Source organism: Alcanivorax sp., from assembly GCF_002733835.1.
GTDB lineage: Bacteria > Pseudomonadota > Gammaproteobacteria > Pseudomonadales > Alcanivoracaceae > Alcanivorax.
In genome coordinates this window covers 1-16,791 of the sequence record NZ_NVWY01000038.1, presented here as the reverse complement: position 1 = coordinate 16,791, position 16,791 = coordinate 1, and the positions used below count along the sequence as shown (strand labels likewise).

14 protein-coding genes are annotated in these 16,791 nt (G+C 59.3%); 9 read left to right on the top strand and 5 right to left on the bottom strand.

Annotated elements, in window-relative coordinates; all coding sequences use genetic code 11:
• Positions 1–63: 63 nt before the first annotated feature.
• The 7 genes from COA55_RS13935 (at position 64) to COA55_RS13905 (ending at position 9,787) form a co-directional block, all read left to right on the top strand.
• Positions 64–1,263 carry a DUF3426 domain-containing protein gene (locus tag COA55_RS13935; RefSeq protein ID WP_290502642.1) on the top strand — a complete coding sequence of 400 codons (1,200 nt, stop codon included), beginning with the start codon at positions 64–66 and terminating at the stop codon, positions 1,261–1,263.
• 122 nt (positions 1,264–1,385) lie between these two features.
• A complete protein-coding gene (dusB, locus tag COA55_RS13930; RefSeq protein WP_290502641.1) occupies positions 1,386–2,426 on the top strand; it encodes a tRNA dihydrouridine synthase DusB in 1,041 nt (346 codons plus the stop codon).
• A 44-nt stretch (positions 2,427–2,470) separates the two neighbouring features.
• Positions 2,471–2,755, top strand: a complete 285-nt coding sequence (gene fis, locus COA55_RS13925; protein ID WP_007148571.1) for a DNA-binding transcriptional regulator Fis — start codon at positions 2,471–2,473, stop codon at positions 2,753–2,755.
• Between the two features lie 169 nt (positions 2,756–2,924).
• Positions 2,925–4,493, top strand: coding sequence for a bifunctional phosphoribosylaminoimidazolecarboxamide formyltransferase/IMP cyclohydrolase (gene purH / locus COA55_RS13920; RefSeq protein ID WP_290502640.1), 1,569 nt, complete (start codon positions 2,925–2,927; stop codon positions 4,491–4,493).
• A gap of 111 nt (positions 4,494–4,604) precedes the next feature.
• Positions 4,605–5,891: a phosphoribosylamine--glycine ligase gene (purD, locus tag COA55_RS13915; protein ID WP_290502639.1), complete on the top strand. Its 1,287-nt coding sequence runs from the start codon at positions 4,605–4,607 to the stop codon at positions 5,889–5,891.
• A gap of 70 nt (positions 5,892–5,961) precedes the next feature.
• Positions 5,962–7,029, top strand: a complete 1,068-nt coding sequence (locus tag COA55_RS13910) for a cyclic nucleotide-binding domain-containing protein (RefSeq protein WP_290502638.1) — start codon at positions 5,962–5,964, stop codon at positions 7,027–7,029.
• The gene (locus COA55_RS13905) at positions 6,989–9,787 is read left to right on the top strand and encodes a hybrid sensor histidine kinase/response regulator (protein ID WP_290502637.1); all 2,799 of its coding nucleotides are present in this window, start codon (positions 6,989–6,991) and stop codon (positions 9,785–9,787) included. The genes COA55_RS13910 and COA55_RS13905 overlap by 41 nt, the downstream gene beginning before the upstream one ends.
• Before the next feature lie 45 nt (positions 9,788–9,832).
• Here COA55_RS13905 and COA55_RS13900 read toward each other — a convergent pair whose 3' ends face one another.
• Complete coding sequence (locus COA55_RS13900) at positions 9,833–11,314, bottom strand: AAA family ATPase (RefSeq protein WP_063518524.1); 1,482 nt, start codon at positions 11,312–11,314, stop codon at positions 9,833–9,835.
• A 182-nt stretch (positions 11,315–11,496) separates the two neighbouring features.
• On the opposite strand from COA55_RS13900, the gene coq7 reads away from it, so the two are divergent.
• Positions 11,497–12,156: a 2-polyprenyl-3-methyl-6-methoxy-1,4-benzoquinone monooxygenase gene (gene coq7 / locus COA55_RS13895; protein WP_290502636.1), complete on the top strand. Its 660-nt coding sequence runs from the start codon at positions 11,497–11,499 to the stop codon at positions 12,154–12,156.
• 565 nt (positions 12,157–12,721) lie between these two features.
• Here coq7 and speD read toward each other — a convergent pair.
• Both speD and COA55_RS13885 read right to left on the bottom strand, forming a co-directional pair.
• Positions 12,722–13,552 (bottom strand): adenosylmethionine decarboxylase, encoded by an 831-nt coding sequence (gene speD / locus COA55_RS13890; protein WP_007149942.1) that lies wholly within the window; start codon positions 13,550–13,552, stop codon positions 12,722–12,724.
• A 124-nt stretch (positions 13,553–13,676) separates the two neighbouring features.
• Positions 13,677–14,093, bottom strand: coding sequence for an OsmC family protein (locus COA55_RS13885; protein ID WP_290502635.1), 417 nt, complete (start codon positions 14,091–14,093; stop codon positions 13,677–13,679).
• A 326-nt stretch (positions 14,094–14,419) separates the two neighbouring features.
• On the opposite strand from COA55_RS13885, the gene crp reads away from it, so the two are divergent.
• Positions 14,420–15,049, top strand: coding sequence for a cAMP-activated global transcriptional regulator CRP (gene crp / locus COA55_RS13880; protein ID WP_007151459.1), 630 nt, complete (start codon positions 14,420–14,422; stop codon positions 15,047–15,049).
• Positions 15,050–15,299: 250 nt separating this feature from the next.
• Here the strand turns inward: crp and trpC are convergent, their stop codons facing one another.
• Together trpC and trpD are read right to left on the bottom strand one after the other, a co-directional pair.
• Positions 15,300–16,094 carry an indole-3-glycerol phosphate synthase TrpC gene (gene trpC, locus COA55_RS13875; protein WP_290502634.1) on the bottom strand — a complete coding sequence of 265 codons (795 nt, stop codon included), beginning with the start codon at positions 16,092–16,094 and terminating at the stop codon, positions 15,300–15,302.
• Between the two features lie 11 nt (positions 16,095–16,105).
• A partial coding sequence (gene trpD / locus COA55_RS13870; RefSeq protein ID WP_290502633.1) for an anthranilate phosphoribosyltransferase occupies positions 16,106–16,791 on the bottom strand: 686 nt, incomplete at its 5' end.

Below are 16,791 nucleotides of genomic sequence, written 5' to 3'. Positions count from 1 at the left end.
CGTGATAGCCTGTTGCGTGCAGCGTGTTGCGATTCATTACCAATAACAATTCAGGCGAAAGCCATGGCCACCCAATACAAGACCCGCTGCCCCCACTGTGCAGCCCAGTTCAAAATTACCGATGAACACCTGAAACAGGCACGCGGTGCGGTACGGTGTGGCTCCTGCCTGCAGATCTTCCAGGCCAATGATTACCTGGTTGATCCCCCGGCACCGCAGCAAGCCGCCCCGCAGGATCGCTGGGCCGGCGCGCTGGACGGCACCCACAGTGACGCAGACTCTTCCGGGGACGAGCAGAAATTTGGCGACGATGACGGCACCGACGCTGATGGCCTGAGCATTCAGGGCATGGAGTTAAGCGACTCGTTCATGAACCTGGATGCGGACGACCCCGCCGGCGGATTAGGCGAAGACTTCGCTGACATGCATGGCGCCGGCCGGGCCAGCCACCATGAAAATGCCGACGAGTCCTGGGCCGAGGCCTTGCTGCAGGAACTGGAAGACGATGAACCCGCCGAGACCAGCCCTGGCGAAACAACCACGTCCGCTCCCGTCAACAACCCTGCCCCTGAGCAGCCAGCTGCGCGCAAAACAGCCCCACCACCACCGAAACAAACCCGACCGGCAGAGCCCGAAGACGACGATGACAGCCTGTTCGGTGGGCTGGACCTGTTTGGCGACGATCTTTACGAGGAACCCGTTCCCATCGGCAAGCCCGTGCGCGAACGTGACAACCATTTCCGCCAGCGCCGGGACTGGGGCGGCCTTGCCAAGTGGACGTCTCTGTCAGTCATCGCTCTGGTTGTGCTGATCGGCCAATACGCCTTCTTCAACTTCGATGACCTGGCCCGTAGCCCGCAATGGCGCCCAATGTACCAGCAAGCCTGTGATGTACTTGGCTGCCAATTGCCCAGCCGCTCAGACATCACCCAGCTGCGCGGCGCCAACCTGGTGGTACGCAGCCATCCGGATTACGCCAACGCCCTGATTGTGGACGCCATCCTGTTCAATGAAGCCAATTACCCCCAGCCCTTCCCGGAACTGGAACTGAGCTTCAGCGCTCTCAATGGCGGCCCCGTTGCCAGCCGGCGCTTCACCCCACAGGAATACCTGCAAGGGGATCTGCTCGGCATGGAAACCATGCCCACGCGCACCCCGCTGCATATTTCTCTGGAAATCGTGGACCCGGGTGACAAGGCGGTGAACTACAACCTGCGCCTGCTTCCGGCCCCGCAGCCCCGCGACCAGATCAGTCAGCGCTAACCGCATCCAGCCGCACAACAGCAATCCATCGGCAGCCCGTCAGCTCATGGCAGGCTGCCCTTTCATCCCGGGCCGTCGATCTCTATCATTGTCTCCCCTTTTAGACACCCCAAGCCGGCGCCATGCAGATCGGACCCTACAACCTGCCCAATTCCCTGATTCTGGCCCCCATGGCCGGCGTCACGGATCGCCCTTTCCGGCATTTGTGCAGGGACCTGGGAGCCGGCCTGCTGGTGTCGGAAATGGTGACCTCGGACACCCGTCTGTGGAACTCTCGAAAGTCTCGCCAACGGTTGGATCACCGCGGCGAACCGGGCCCCATCTCTGTCCAGATTGCCGGCGGCGAGCCGACCATGCTGGCAGACGCGGCCCGCGCCAACGTGGACCACGGCGCCCAGATCATTGATATCAATATGGGCTGCCCGGCGAAAAAAGTGTGCAAGCGCGCCGCAGGCTCCGCCCTGCTGGCCGACCCGGATCTGGTCAGCCGCATCCTGGATGCGGTGGTCAATGCGGTGGACGTCCCCGTCACCCTGAAAATCCGTACCGGTCCCGACCGCGATCAGCGCAATGCCCTCGCCATTGCCCGCATTGCCGAAGCCGCCGGTATCCAGGCCCTCGCCATCCACGGGCGCACCCGCGCCGACAAGTTCAACGGAGAGGCCGAATACACCACCATCAAACAGGTGGTGGACGCGGTGAATATTCCGGTAATGGCTAATGGAGACGTGGATAGCCCGGAAAAAGCTAAACGGGTACTGGAATCCACCGGCGCCGGTGGTATCATGATCGGCCGCGCTGCTCAGGGTAACCCGTGGATCTTCCGGGACACCCTGTATTACCTCGAGCACGGCTCGCTGCCCGCAGCGCCGTTAGTAACGGAAGTCCATGACTGCGTGCAGCAGCACCTGTCCGAACTGCATCATTTTTATGGTGAGTTCATGGGGGTGCGTATCGCACGCAAGCACTTGGGCTGGTACACACAGAACCTGCCCGATGGGGAAGACTTCCGGCGCGGGTTTAACACACTGGAAAATGCCACCGACCAATGCGTGGCAATCGAGCAGTTTTTCCAACAGATCAGCGCCACTACCGACCGGGTTCGTTTCGGTCGTTATGGCGAGGTGTCTGCCCGGAAGAAAAACGGAGCCCTGGCCGCATGACCCTTTCTTCAGTTAACACAGCCGCTGCACGGACACTTACTGAAATGAACACCGCTGAAGCACGAAAGCAGCCGCATCTTACTATTGCGCGCAGTGAAACCCACGATACCTTGCGCAATTGTGTGCGACGTTCGTTAAACGATTATTTCAACCAGCTGGACGGCGAAGCCGTGAGCGAGCTCTACCCGATGGTACTGGCTGAAATGGAAATCCCCCTGCTTGAGAAAGTGCTCGAGTACACCCGTGGTAACCAGACCAAAGCCGCCGAGCTGCTGGGCCTGAACCGCGGTACCCTGCGCAAGAAACTCAAGCAGTACGGCCTGTTGTAAAAACAGGCTGCTATAAATCAGGGCAGTAGGCACTACTGCCCTTTTTTTGTTTCTGGACAACCCGATTTCTCGCAACATGCAACACGCTTCATGCAACACGCAAAACCGCTACCACGCCTAGCGTGCCAGCATATCGCGTGCCGCGTGCAAGCGTCACCAAAGGTGACTTATGAGCAAAGCCGTTGAACGTGCACTGATCAGTGTTTCCGACAAGACTGGTATCGTCGAATTTGCAAAGGCCCTGGCCGAGCAAGGCGTGGAAATTCTTTCCACCGGCGGCACCTACAAGAAGCTGCAGGACGAAGGCATCGCCGTGCGCGAAGTCTCCGACTACACCGGTTTCCCGGAAATGATGGCCGGCCGGGTGAAGACCCTGCACCCGAAAGTGCACGGCGGCATCCTTGGCCGTCGTGGCCAGGACGAACAGGTCATGGCCGACAACGGCATCAGCCGCATTGATCTGGTGGTGGTCAACCTGTACCCATTCGAAGCCACCGTGGCCAACCCGGATTGCTCCCTGATCGATGCCATCGAGAACATCGATATCGGCGGCCCGACCATGGTGCGTTCTGCCGCCAAGAACAACGCCAGCGTGGGCATCGTCACCAATGCCAGCGACTATCAGCGCGTGCTCGACGACATGGCCGCCAACAATGGCGCCCTGTCCGACACCCTGCGTTTCGACCTGGCCATCAAGGCGTTCGAACACACCGCAGCCTACGACAGCGCCATTGCCAACTACTTCGGCAAGAAAGTCGGTGAAAACAATGACGACTTCCCGCGCACCATCAACCTGAACTTCGAAAAAACCCAGAACATGCGCTACGGCGAGAACCCGCACCAGAAAGCGGCCTTCTACACCGAGCGCAACCCGGCACCGGCCTCTATCGCCACCGCGAAGCAGTTGCAGGGCAAGGAACTGAGCTATAACAACATCGCCGACACCGACGCCGCACTGGAGTGCGTAAAAGGCTTCACCAAGCCCGCCTGTGTGATCGTCAAGCACGCCAACCCCTGCGGTGTGGCGGTGAGTCTGGACGGCATCGGCAAGGCCTACGATCTGGCGTTTGCCACCGACACCGAGTCCGCCTTTGGCGGCATCATCGCCTTCAACCGTGAGCTGGATGCGGCCACCGCCCAGGCCATTGTCGACCGTCAGTTCGTGGAAGTGATCATCGCCCCAAGCGCCACTGACGAAGCCCTGGCCATCACCGCCGCCAAGAAAAACGTGCGGGTGCTGGTGTGTGGCGAAATCGAAGGCCCGACCGAAGGCGGCCTGGACTACAAGCGCGTCAATGGCGGCCTGCTGGTGCAGGATCGCGACATCGGCATGATCACCGAAGGCGACCTGAAAGTGGTCACCAAGCGCGCCCCTACTGAAGCCGAGATGCACGATCTGATCTTTGCCTGGAAAGTGGCCAAGTTCGTGAAATCCAACGCCATTGTCTACGCCAAGAATCGCCAGACCGTTGGCGTGGGCGCCGGCCAGATGAGCCGCGTCAACTCCGCGCGCATCGCCGCCATCAAGGCTGAGCACGCTGGCCTGCAGGTAGAAGGTTCGGTGATGGCATCCGATGCCTTCTTCCCGTTCCGCGACGGTATCGACAATGCCGCCAAGGTGGGCATCAGCTGCGTGATCCAGCCCGGCGGCTCGATCCGCGACGAAGAAGTCATCAAAGCCGCCGACGAAGCCGGCATGGCCATGGTCTTCACCGGCATGCGTCATTTCAGGCATTAAGACGTCGGACGTCTGAGGTCGGACGTCTGACGACAGAATCGGGTTAGCGTCCGACGTCCGACGTCTGGCCCCTCTCCCATTGAGACAACGTCAGAAGAGGCAGTAACCTCAATGAAAGTTTTGATCATTGGCGGCGGTGGCCGCGAGCATGCGCTGGCCTGGAAAGTGGCTCAGGCTGAGCAGGTAGAAAAAGTGTTTGTGGCGCCGGGCAATGCCGGTACCGCCCGCGAAGCCAAGCTGGAAAACGTGGCCATTGATGTACTGGATCAGCCAGCCCTGCAGGCCTTTGCCCAGGACAACGGCATCGACCTGACCATCGTCGGCCCGGAAGCCCCACTGGTGGAAGGCCTGGTAGACACCTTCCAGGAGAACGGTCTGAAGTGCTTTGGCCCCAGCAAGGCGGCTGCCCAGCTGGAAGGCTCCAAGGCTTTCACCAAGGACTTCCTGGCGCGCCAGAAGATCCCGACCGCGGCCTACGGCAACTTCACCGACATGGACGAAGCGCTGGCTTACGTCCGTGAGCAGGGTGCCCCCATCGTGATCAAGGCCGACGGCCTGGCTGCGGGCAAAGGCGTGATCGTCGCCATGACCCTGCAGGAAGCGGAAGACGCGGTACGCGACATGCTGGATGGCAACAAGTTTGGCGACGCCGGCCATCGGGTGGTTGTTGAAGAATTCCTGGAAGGCGAAGAAGCCAGCTTTATCGTCATGGTGGACGGCAAGAACGTGTTGCCCATGGCCACCAGCCAGGACCACAAGCGCGTCGGCGACGGCGACACCGGCCCCAACACCGGCGGCATGGGCGCCTACTCCCCGGCCCCGGTGGTCACCGATGCGGTGTACCAGCGCATCATGGACGAGGTGATCACCCCCACCGTGGAAGGCATGGCATCTGAAGGCATGCCCTACACCGGCTTTCTGTACGCCGGACTGATGATCAACCCGGATGGTGCCCCCAAGGTGATCGAATACAACTGCCGCTTTGGTGATCCGGAAACCCAGCCGATCATGATGCGCCTGCAGTCCGATCTGGCCGCCCTGTGCCTGGCGGCACTGGACGGCAAACTGGACCAGACCGACATCCAGTGGGACCCGCGCCCCACCCTCGGTGTGGTCATGGCCGCTGGCGGCTACCCGGACAGCTACAACAAGGGTGACGTGATCGACGGGCTTGATCAGGCCGATTCCGATACGGTGAAAGTCTTCCACGCGGGCACCGCCGAAAAAGACGGCCAGGTGGTCACCAGTGGTGGCCGGGTCCTGTGCGTCACCGGCGTCGGCGACACCGTGGGCGACGCCCAGGCCAACGCCTATGAGGGTGTGAAGCAGATCACATGGCGCGACGCCCAATACCGTTCCGACATCGGCTACCGTGCAGTGGCCCGCGAAAAAGCATAAAGTACAGGCAACTAAGAATTAAAGGTGAGCCGGACCCGGCTCGCCTACCAACACACCTTCGGGGGTTGCCATGTCGAATCAAACGGCGGATATTTCACGTCTTGAGGATTTCATTCCTTTTGACTGCCTCAGTGAATCCCATCGCAATGAAATCCAGGGCCAGATCGAAGTCATCAAGATCGGCCCCGGTCGACTCCTGTTCAAGCGCGGCCAGAGCAGCGACAAGGCCTACTTCCTGATCGAAGGTTCGCTGGATCTCACCGATGCCAGTTTTCAGGTGCGCCACTTCACCGCTGACGACGATGAAAACTACCTGGCCATCGACAACTACGCCGAACACACCATCAACGCCATCACCGCCGAAGCCACCACGCTCTACGCCATCGACCGCAACAAGCTGGACCTGCTGATGACCTGGACCCAGGCCGCCGAGTCCATGCTTGACGAAGACGACGATGAAAATGAGCGGGACTGGATGGACGCGCTGCTTTCCTCGGAACTGTTCTCCGCAGTGCCCCCGGCCATGATTCACAGCCTGTTCGTGAAATTCGAAGAACGCGAAGTCCAGCTCGGCGAAACCATTGTCACCGAAGGCGAAGACGGCGACACCCTGTTCGTGATCAAACAGGGGAAAGCCATGGTCACCCGCACCAGGGGAGCCAAGCAGGAAACTCTGGCCGCCCTCTCCGCCGGCCGCTTCTTTGGTGAAGACGCCCTGATCAGCGACAGCCCACGCAATGCCACCATCACCATGACCAGCGACGGGGTATTGATGTGTCTGGGTAAAAACGATTTTCAGGCAATCCTGCAGGACTCCGTGATTCGCCACGTCACGGAAGATGAGCTGGACACGATGGTGCTGGAAGCCGACACCGCCTGCATCCTGGTGGATGTACGCCTGCCCATGGAATTCCGCCATGACCGCACCCCCGGTGCCCGCAACCTGCCACTCAATGAATTACGCCGCGAAGTACAAAATCTCGAGAAGGATTTTTTCTACGTGGTATGCGGTGATGGTCGACGTAGCGAGCTTGGAGCCTATATCCTCTCCGAAGCGGGTTTGAACGCCTATGTGCTTGACCGGGGAAAACCGACGGATGCAAAAGAAGAATCCCATGCTGAGGCTAAACAAGCCTGACTCTCTATTCTTTCTCCTGGTGCTGGCCCTGTGCGCCAGCGCCAATGCAGTCTTCGCAGACGCGCCCCCGCCCTTTGTCGTCCATAGCCAGCCTGACCAGGCACGCATCACCATCTATTCGGAATATTACCGTGATGCCTCCGGCGGCGCGGATATTCGCACTATCAGCCAGCCCCCCATTACCGAGCACTTCCAGCCCGCCACACGCTATATCGAACGGCTAGGGATTCGCGACGGTTATTGGTGGGTGCGCGTCGCCCTGCAAAACGAACTGAGCAATCAACAGGACTACGCACTGGTTGTCACAGGCAACCCCAATGCCCGCGTGTTTTTGCCCGGCGCAGATGGCCATTACACCCAGGCGAGCCAGGAGCAACGGATACCCGGCCGGGAGGCCAGCTACCGGCTACACCTGCCCACCGGCGAACCACAGCTGATCTACCTGCGACTCCAGCCCCAGGGCTACCTCACCTACGGCCTGACCCTGAACGACATCAACGCCCAGGTGGCACAACAAAGCCACACCAACGCCGTGTACATGCTGCTCGCCGGCGCCCTGCTGATTCTCGCCATCTACAACCTGATCGCCGGCGCCATGCGGGGTGGGAGAACCTACTTTTACCATTGCGGCTTTATTCTCTCCATTCTGGTCATCAGTCTGGTTCTGGCCGGTTTTCTTCCCCAGTCGCTGACAGAGAACAGTACCGTTCAGCCCCGCACCCTGTTCGTGATGATGATGATCGCGCTGTTTTCCGCCACCGGCGTCGCGCGCTCCTTTTTTGATCTTTCCGTCAAGGCCCCGCTTCTGCACCGCATCATGGTGGGACTGAAATGGGGCTCACTGGCCTTTATTCCCCTGATCCTCGTGCTCCCCGTCGCCCTGGCCGCCAGTGCCAGCTTCGCCATCGTCAGCCTGGCCGCATTCATTTTGCTGATTCTGGGCTACACCAGCTGGCACCGGGAGCTGAATGGCGGCGGACTGTTTTTCCTGACTACGCTTCTGGTCAGCGGGCCTGCCCTGCTGGTTTGTCTGGCCTATCTGGGCATCCTGCAAACCAGCGCAGAACTGCCCCAGTGGCTACTGGCAACCACCATGCTGGAGGCAGTCACTCTGGGCATCGGCTTGCGGGTCAGCCACCGCCATCAAGCACTTCTGCATATCGAACAAAAACGCTCACAGGCCGTGGCGGAAACCGTGGATGCCACGCGTCGGGAAACCCTGTCACGGATTGGCCATGATGTACGCACCCCGCTCAGCGGCATCCTCGGCATGGCAGAAATCCTCGCTGACACCCCGCTGACCCCGAACCAGCGCGAGTGCGTCGGCGCCATTCAGAACGCCGGCGACAACCTGCTGCGCATCATCAACGATGTCCTGGAGCACTCGCAGCTCTCCACCCGCGGCACCGACATCAACCACAGCGCACTGGATATTCATGACCTGGTCATGGAAGCCGTGGATCTGTTCAAGGAACGGGCGGAAGAAAAGCAGATAGAACTGATCACCCATGTGCACACCAATGTGCCGGGCCGGGTGGTCGGCGATGCCGGCCGCCTGCGTCAGATTCTTACCAACCTGACGGGCGCCCTGATTCGCCATGGCCTCCCCGGCGAAATGGTGGTGGACGTTTCCATGGAACCCACCGGGCAGGCCGACCGCGTTCGTTTTGGTTTCACCGGCAGCGCCATGAATGAGGAAACCCTCAAGCGTTTGCGAGACAACCAGAAACAGAATGAAAGCAGCCACCTGAGCCTGGCCATTGCCGAACAACTGGTGGAAGCCCTGGGCGGACGCATGGGGACATTGCAGGATCACAAGGATGTACATTACTGGTTCGTGGTGCCACTGCCTGCCGAGGATGCCCCCCCGCCAAGCACCAGCGTGGATACAACCGCGCTCTCCGGACGCAGCCTGTTGGTGGTGGACGACTCCAGCACCGTGACCCGGGTACTGCGTCACCACGCCCTCTCGTGGGGCATGCGCGTCACCGCCTGCCAGGACCCACGCGAGGCTCTTGCGTCCCTGCGCACCCAGGCCAACATCAACGAGCCTTACGATATCGTTGTCCTGGATCACCACATGCCCGGCATGGACGGCATGCAACTGGCTGCCCGCATCCATGAAGACCCGGTCATCGTGCATCCCACCGTGCTCGTCATGCTCACCGGCATCAACAATGCCCCCACGGCGACCCAGGCCCGCAATGTGGGCATTCACCGTGTGCTGTCCAAGCCGGTCTCCGCACCGCGGCTGCGCCAGGCGCTGGCAGAAGAATTAGGCCTGGGGCATCCGTCGGTGTCAGAACACAGCCAACCACAACACCAGCCAGACCCCGGCCTGAAACTGCTGGTGGCGGAAGATCATTACCTGAGCCAGAAGGTGATTCGCGGTATGCTGGGCAAACTGGGCCTGAAAGCGGATATCGCTTCCAACGGCAAGGAAGCGCTGGAGCTGGCCAGCAGCACGCGCTACGACCTGATCCTGATGGATTGCGAAATGCCGGAAATGGATGGCTTTGAAGCCACCCGGATGATCCGGGCACAGGAGCAAAAACAGGGCCTGCCAGCGGTGCCCATTGTGGCCCTGACGGCCCATATCCTGCGTGAGCACAAAGACCGCAGCCTGGCAGCCGGCATGAACGCCCACCTGCCCAAACCCGTGGAATTGAATGTATTACGAGAGACACTGGTTCGGTTTACCCAACCCGACAGCACCGATGCGGACTCATGGTTAAGCAACGACGAAATGCCCGACTAAGAAGGCACGCCTGATCAAGCACAGGGGCAAACCGCCAAGCCGCAGTTACGCGCCGGCACTGACCGCCCGCCCCTGGCACCATTGTCGTAGCCGCGCCAGCGATTCCGCCATGGTCACCGACAGCGGTACGGTCGCTTCCAGCTCGGCCTCCAGCAAGGCCTGATCCAGTGGCTGATCCCCGGCCCCGGCGCTATACAACCCGGCCACCACCGCCTGCTCGATCTCAGCGCCGGTAAAGCCATCGCTGTGCTCCGCCAGGCGAGCCAGATCAAACGCTGATACGGTTTGTCCGCGCTTTTGCAGATGGATTCGGAAGATCACTTCCCGGACCTCACTGGACGGCAAATCCACAAAGAAGATCTCGTCCAGACGCCCCTTGCGGATCAACTCCGGGGGCAGCCGTTCAATATCGTTGGCGGTGGCGACCATAAACACCTGACTGCGGTTTTCCGCCATCCAGGTCAACAAGGTGCCAAGCACCCGGCGGGAGGTGCCGCCATCGTTATCACCCACCGCAATCCCTTTCTCGATTTCATCGATCCACAGCACACAGGGCGACATGGTTTCCGCCATGGCCAACGCCTCGCGCACATTGCGCTCGGATTCCCCGAAGAATTTGTTGTAGATAGCGCCCATATCCAGGCGCAGCAACGGCAGCCCCCAAAGCCCGGCCACCGATTTGGCCGCCAGGCTTTTACCGCCGCCCTGCACGCCCACCAGCATCACCCCACGGGGCGAGTCGATACCTTCACCCTGATTGCCATGGAAGGCACTTTCACGCTTGCCCAGCCAGTCTTTCAGCCCCTGCAACCCGCCCACATTAGCGAAGCTGTCAGTGTCGTATTCGTAGCTCAGCACGCCGTCCATTTCCATCAACGCAAACTTGGCCTTGTTCACTTCCGGCAGGTCCGCCTCGGTGATGGCGCCATCGTGGATAATCGCCCCACGGGCCAGCTTGCGGGCATCTTCCACACTCAAACCACGCAGGTTACGCACCAGCCGGTCCAGCGATGCCCGGTCCGCGCGCACCCGTTCGCCCCGCTCTTTCTTGAAACGACGCGCCTCATCCTGAACGATATGTTCCAGCTGTTTTTCATCGGGCATGGACAAACTGAAACGGGTGCAATAACGGCGTAGTTCTGCCGGGATGGTTAACTCATGGCTGATCAACACCAGAGTGTGATGCAGGCGCTCGTGGTGCAGGGCGATTTCCTTGAGCAAGCGCACATGCTTCGGCTCCCCATCCAGATAAGGATGCAGGTCGCACAACGCATAGATCCCCGGCTCATTGGTACCGCGAATCTGCCCCAGCATGGCATCCGGCTCAATGGTGTGCTTCTGGCTGGGGCTGTCTTCAAGCTCCAGCCGGCGCAGGCCGTCCACCGCATTCCAGCCGAATACCGGTCGCCCTTCCCGCATCCCCAGGCGGCGTATCAGGTCCAGCGCCCGCAACTCCTCCCAGGTTTCAATCACCACAATGGGATAGCGGGATTCGAGCAGCATTTTCAGGTCGTTAAGATCACTCATGGTCTACGCAACACGCCGCACGCAACAGGCTTCACGCAACAGGCTTCACGCGGGGCGACAGTTTCCTTGTTAGTATATTTGGAGAAGCCGAGCAGCTTCCATTGAAGCGCTCTTAGGCTACACTAGAACTCCCTAAACTTTCATGCGTGCAAGCCTGTTGCATGCTGCCTGATGCGTAGACCATGACCGAACGCCGACTATCCCCCCTGGACAAGCTGCTCGCCCGCGCTGACAACGCCCTGCGTACCCTTACCCCGGGCACCATCCAGGCGGAGCGAACTCCTGCCCATGCCTCCCCGGCACCCGATGCCCCCGAAGCCGGTACCCTGCCCAGCGACAAGCGCCGCCATGTGCTGGGGCTGATGCGTATTAACCATACCGGTGAAGTGTGTGCCCAGGCGCTGTATCAGGGCCAGGCAAGCACCGCCAGCCTGCCGCATATTCGCCACGCCATGGAAGAGTCCGCCCGGGAAGAGGAGGACCACCTGGCCTGGTGTGAGGAGCGCATTCAGGAACTGGGCGGCGTGCCCAGCAAGCTTAATCCGCTGTTCTATGCCATGAGCTATGCGGTGGGTGCCACCGCCGGGCTAATTGGCGACCGCTGGAGCCTGGGCTTTGTCACGGAAACGGAAAATCAGGTGGTCAAACACCTGGAATCCCATCTCTATCAGATACCGGAAAGTGACCTGCGCACCCGGGCCATTCTTGAGCAGATGAAGACCGACGAGCTCAAACATGCCGTCACCGCCAAAGACGCCGGCGGCGCCGACCTGCCTCTTCCCGTACGCCACGCCATGACGCTGATGAGCAAGGTGATGACCTTTACCACCTATCGTATCTAGGGAGCCTCTGAATAACTCCTTGCGTACTCAGCGTGGTCTGGAGCGTGCAGCTGTTGTGTCTTGTCTCGATGGTCAGGGTGGCTCCCTTTCCAAGAGACAAGGCGTAGCAGATGGGCGCTCCAGGCCGCGCCCTTCGGGTCTTTCAGGCTGGCCCGCACTCGTTGTTGCACTTTTTTGATGGATGGACATATCTCGATCCCAGTTAGGGGACACCTTCAAAAGCGCGCCCTCTGTGCCCCGAATGGGGTATAGACTGCGAACCAGCCTGAAAGACTGAGCATGCAAGGAGTTATTCAGAGGCTCCCTAACCAACGCTTCAAGAATTTCACCTGTAGGAGCACATCTTGAGGTGCGAACCACGCGTAGCGTGAAATCGGCCGAAGGACGATCAGGCATTCCAGATAGAAAAATCTGTCGAGTCCTGAAAGGGTCGCCTCGCTGTCGCTCGTTTCGCACCTCGAGTGGTGCTCCTACAGCGGCTTCGTAGCCAACAACAAAAAGGCCGCACCCAAGGTGCGGCCTTTTTGTTTTGCGTGTCGCATGCAGCGTGAAGCGTGCTGCGGGTTTAACCGAGGTTGCGACTGTAGAAAATCTCCAGCATCTCCGTGCGCAAACGCTCTTCGATCTGATCCAGCTCTTCCTGCTCAAACTCGTCGCTGCCGGCACCAAACAGATAGTTATCGATATCGAAATCCTTCAGCAACATCTTCGTGTGGAAGATGTTTTCCTGATACACGTTCACGTCGATCATCTGATAGGCGTTCTGGGTGTCTTCCGTCAGGAAGTTCTGGATGGAATTGATATCGTGATCAATAAAATGCTTGGTGCCATCCAGGTCCCGGGTCATGCCACGCACCCGATAGTCCACGGTAACGATATCGGAATCGAAACTGTGGATCAGGTAGTTCAACGCGCGCAGCGGGGAAATCACGCCGCAGGTGGAAACATCCACATCCACGCGGAACGTGGAAATACCGTTATCCGGATGGGATTCCGGGTAGGTGTGCACCGTCACGTGACTCTTGTCCAGGTGAGCGACCACCGTCTCCGGCAGCGGACCCGGCGCCTCTTCATCCCAGTCGGACCCATCCGGCGGGGTTTCGTGCTCGGCAATCAGCATGGTGACGCTGGCACCCTGAGGATCGTAATCCTGGCGGGCCACATTGAGAATATTGGCGCCAATGATCTTGGTCACGTTGGTGAGAATCTCGGTGAGACGCTCCGCGTTATACAGCTCGTCAATATATTCGATATATTCCTGACGATGCTGCTCGGTCTTCGCGTAAGCAATATCGAAAATATTGAAGCTCAAGGATTTGGTCAGGTTGTTGAAACCATGAACCGTAATCTTGGGATTGGGATCTTTCACCACAGCCGTACCCCATGGGCGTTTCATCGCCACGTTAAGACAAACACACCACCGCAACCCTTGCGGCTACCTTGTTTGCAACATCCCGAAGGACGCCGCGAATCACCGGCCAGGCCGGCATATTGCGTTACCGAGGCGCCCGCCGGGCACCTCAGCCTTCAATGGTATAACTATGGGTGATCTCGACACCACCGCGTGTCAGCATAATACTGGCAGAACAATATTTCTCTGCCGACAGCTCAACCGCCCGTTTTACATGGGCTTCCTTGAGGCTGTTTCCGCTGACAATAAAGTGCAGGTGGATCTTGCTAAACACCGCCGGTACCTCATCGGCCCGCTCTGCAGTCAGTTCACAGCGGCAATCGGTCACGTCCTGGCGGGACTTTTTAAGAATATGGATCACATCAAAGGAAGAGCAGCCGCCCACACCCAGCAACAGGGTTTCCATGGGGCGCGGACCACGGTTCTGGCCACCATGGTCTGGCGGGCCATCCATCAGCACTTTGTGGCCACTTTCAGTCTCCGCTTCATAGCAGGCTTCACCCTGCCACGTAACCACTGCCTTCATGGTGCTCTCCTAGTCTGCCATCCCATCTCAAACGCAAGCCGAACGCCTGATTGCGCCCACCCTGAAAGGGGGCGCAGAGTACCATAGCATGGCCCCTGCGCCACCCCTTTCAGAGGGCCTCGCGCGGGAATATTTTATCGTCTTCGCCCTCCCCCGGAAAATCGGCGTATTTGGCCGAAAACCCGTTACTTAATCCGGGTTTAGCTACCGCCTGCCCTGTGAAAATCGAGAGTGAGAGCCAGTTCCCTTGGCATAACTCATAAAAACAGGCAATATCCATACGCTTATTGGCTAAGACATTTTTCTGGCTTCAAGACTGAGCGCCCATGACTGACGGCAACAAAATTATTCCAAATCTGGACCACTTCCTGGCCCATTGCCACCGCCGCAAATACCCGGCGAAAAGCACGATCATCTATGCCGGCGATGAATCGGATGCGCTGTACTACATCCTGAAAGGCTCTGTGACGGTCATGATCGAAGACGACGATGGTCGCGAGATGATCATGGCTTATCTCAATGAAGGGGATTTCTTCGGTGAAATGGGGCTGTTTGAAAACGACCCCTCTCGCTCCGCCTGGGTAAAAGCCAAGAGCGAGTGCGAAGTCGCGGAGGTGAGCTATGCCAAATTCCGGCAGCTGGCCCGCGAAGACGCCGACATCCTGTTCACGGTATCCGCCCAGATCGCTGGCCGCCTGCGCGCCACCACCCGCAAGGTGGGGGACCTGGCATTCCTGGATGTGACCGGTCGTGTCGCAGGCACCCTGCTGGACCTGTGCAAGCAACCCGATGCCATGACGCACCCGGATGGCATGCAGATCAAGGTTACCCGCCAGGAAATCGGCCGCATTGTCGGCTGCTCCCGGGAAATGGTGGGCCGGGTACTCAAGAACCTGGAAGAACAGGGCCTCGTATCCGTGAAAGGCAAGACCATGGTGGTTTACGGGACGCGGTAAAAATTGACAGTTGATAGTGGACAGTTGACAGCGTCGCGGACGAGATCACTGATTCATTAAAGAAAGAGGCCGCGCCCAAGCGATTGGGCGCGGCCTCTTGGTTTTCAGTCACCGTGCAGGTCGAATTTACCCAAGGGCACAGAGAGCCTGAAAGGCGTAATCCGACATGCAGCCTTTCAAACCCACCGCAGTTTGTCGGCTTACGCCGCTTCGCGGCTAAGCCGACCTACAAATATCGCCACCTTTGCACTCAGAAGAACAACGTCTTTAGTTCAGCGCCAGGATCTTCAGCACGCATGAAAGCCTCGCCGACCAGGAAACTGTGGATGCCGCTCTTGCGCATCAATTTCACGTCAGCGCTGCTGTGAATACCACTTTCAGTTACCACCATGCGATCACCGGGCACTTGTTGTGCCAGCGTCAGGGTAGTGTCCAGGCTGGTTTCGAAGGTGTGCAGGTTACGGTTATTGATACCGATCAGCTCGGCGTTCAAGGCCACCGCCCGGTGCAGCTCTTCTTCGGTATGGACTTCCACCAGCACGTCGCAGCCAGCACGCTGGGCAGCATGATACAGCTCATTCATCTGGGCATCGGACAGCGCCGCAGCAATCAGCAGCACCGCATCCGCCCCCATGGCCCGGGACTCGAAAATCTGCCACGGGTCGATCATGAAATCCTTGCGCAGCACCGGCAGGTCCACCGCGTTGCGGGCAGCACGCAGGTAATGCTCATCGCCTTGAAAGAAATCCTTGTCGGTGAGCACCGACAGACAGGCTGCGCCGTTGGCTTCGTAGCTACGGGCAATCGACACCGGGTCGAAATCATCGCGGATCACACCCTTGCTGGGGGAGGCTTTCTTGATTTCAGCAATCACCGCCGGTTGATGGTCTTTCACCCTGTCGAACAGGCTGGCGATAAAGCCCCGCGCCTTGCGTTGGTTCTCTGCCATGGATTGCAGATCGCCCAAGGTGTAATTGTTCTTGCCGACGGCAATCTCTTCCTGCTTGCGGGCGATAATCTTGTCGAGAATAGTGCCTGTGCTCATAACCTCGCTCCTTATGCTGATTCGTCGCCAACCTTGAGGGCTGTGCTGAACTGAGCCAGCTCACGCATACGCTCTGCGGCTTCTCCATTGTGGATCAGGTCTTCGGCCATGCGTACCCCTTCTTTGTGAGTCCGGGTAACACCGCTGACATAAATGGCGGCACCGGCGTTCAAGGCAATCATGTCTGCTGCCTTGTTGGCCGCTTCCGTGGTGCGCTTGCCGAAGGCGTCCTTGATCAGCGCCAGCGACGCCGCCGGGTCCGTCACGTCCAGGCCCACCAGGGAATCGGATTCCAGTCCCAGGTCTTCTGGTGTCAGGTCGTACTCCTGCACTTCACCGTCCTTGAATTCCGCCACATGGGTGCGCGCGGCCAGGCTGATTTCATCCAGCCCATCCTTGCTGTGCACCACCATGATGTGTTCGCCACCCAAGCGGCCCATGACTTCTGCCAGGGGACGACAGAGCTTTTCCGAAAACACGCCCATCACCAGGCGCTGCACGCCAGCCGGGTTGGTCATCGGGCCAAGAATATTGAACAGGGTACGCATGCCCAGTTCCTTACGCGGCCCCACCGCATATTTCATGGCCTTGTGGTGATTCGGGGCGAACATGAAACCCACACCCACAGTATCGACACACTTACCAATCTGCGCCGGGTTCAGATCCAGTGCAATACCCGCCGCTTCCAGCAGGTCCG

Bases quoted from the DNA above. Each gene is read 5' to 3' on its own strand.
- fis (WP_007148571.1), top strand. From the start codon at position 2,471: ATGAACACCGCTGAAGCACGAAAGCAGCCGCATCTTACTATTGCGCGC.
- COA55_RS13905 (WP_290502637.1), top strand. From the start codon at position 6,989: ATGCAAAAGAAGAATCCCATGCTGAGGCTAAACAAGCCTGACTCTCTA.
- purH (WP_290502640.1), top strand. From the start codon at position 2,925: ATGAGCAAAGCCGTTGAACGTGCACTGATCAGTGTTTCCGACAAGACT.
- coq7 (WP_290502636.1), top strand. From the start codon at position 11,497: ATGACCGAACGCCGACTATCCCCCCTGGACAAGCTGCTCGCCCGCGCT.
- speD (WP_007149942.1), bottom strand. From the start codon at position 13,552: ATGAAACGCCCATGGGGTACGGCTGTGGTGAAAGATCCCAATCCCAAG.
- COA55_RS13910 (WP_290502638.1), top strand. From the start codon at position 5,962: ATGTCGAATCAAACGGCGGATATTTCACGTCTTGAGGATTTCATTCCT.
- COA55_RS13935 (WP_290502642.1), top strand. From the start codon at position 64: ATGGCCACCCAATACAAGACCCGCTGCCCCCACTGTGCAGCCCAGTTC.
- purD (WP_290502639.1), top strand. From the start codon at position 4,605: ATGAAAGTTTTGATCATTGGCGGCGGTGGCCGCGAGCATGCGCTGGCC.
- trpC (WP_290502634.1), bottom strand. From the start codon at position 16,094: ATGAGCACAGGCACTATTCTCGACAAGATTATCGCCCGCAAGCAGGAA.
- COA55_RS13885 (WP_290502635.1), bottom strand. From the start codon at position 14,093: ATGAAGGCAGTGGTTACGTGGCAGGGTGAAGCCTGCTATGAAGCGGAG.
- COA55_RS13900 (WP_063518524.1), bottom strand. From the start codon at position 11,314: ATGAGTGATCTTAACGACCTGAAAATGCTGCTCGAATCCCGCTATCCC.
- crp (WP_007151459.1), top strand. From the start codon at position 14,420: ATGACTGACGGCAACAAAATTATTCCAAATCTGGACCACTTCCTGGCC.
- dusB (WP_290502641.1), top strand. From the start codon at position 1,386: ATGCAGATCGGACCCTACAACCTGCCCAATTCCCTGATTCTGGCCCCC.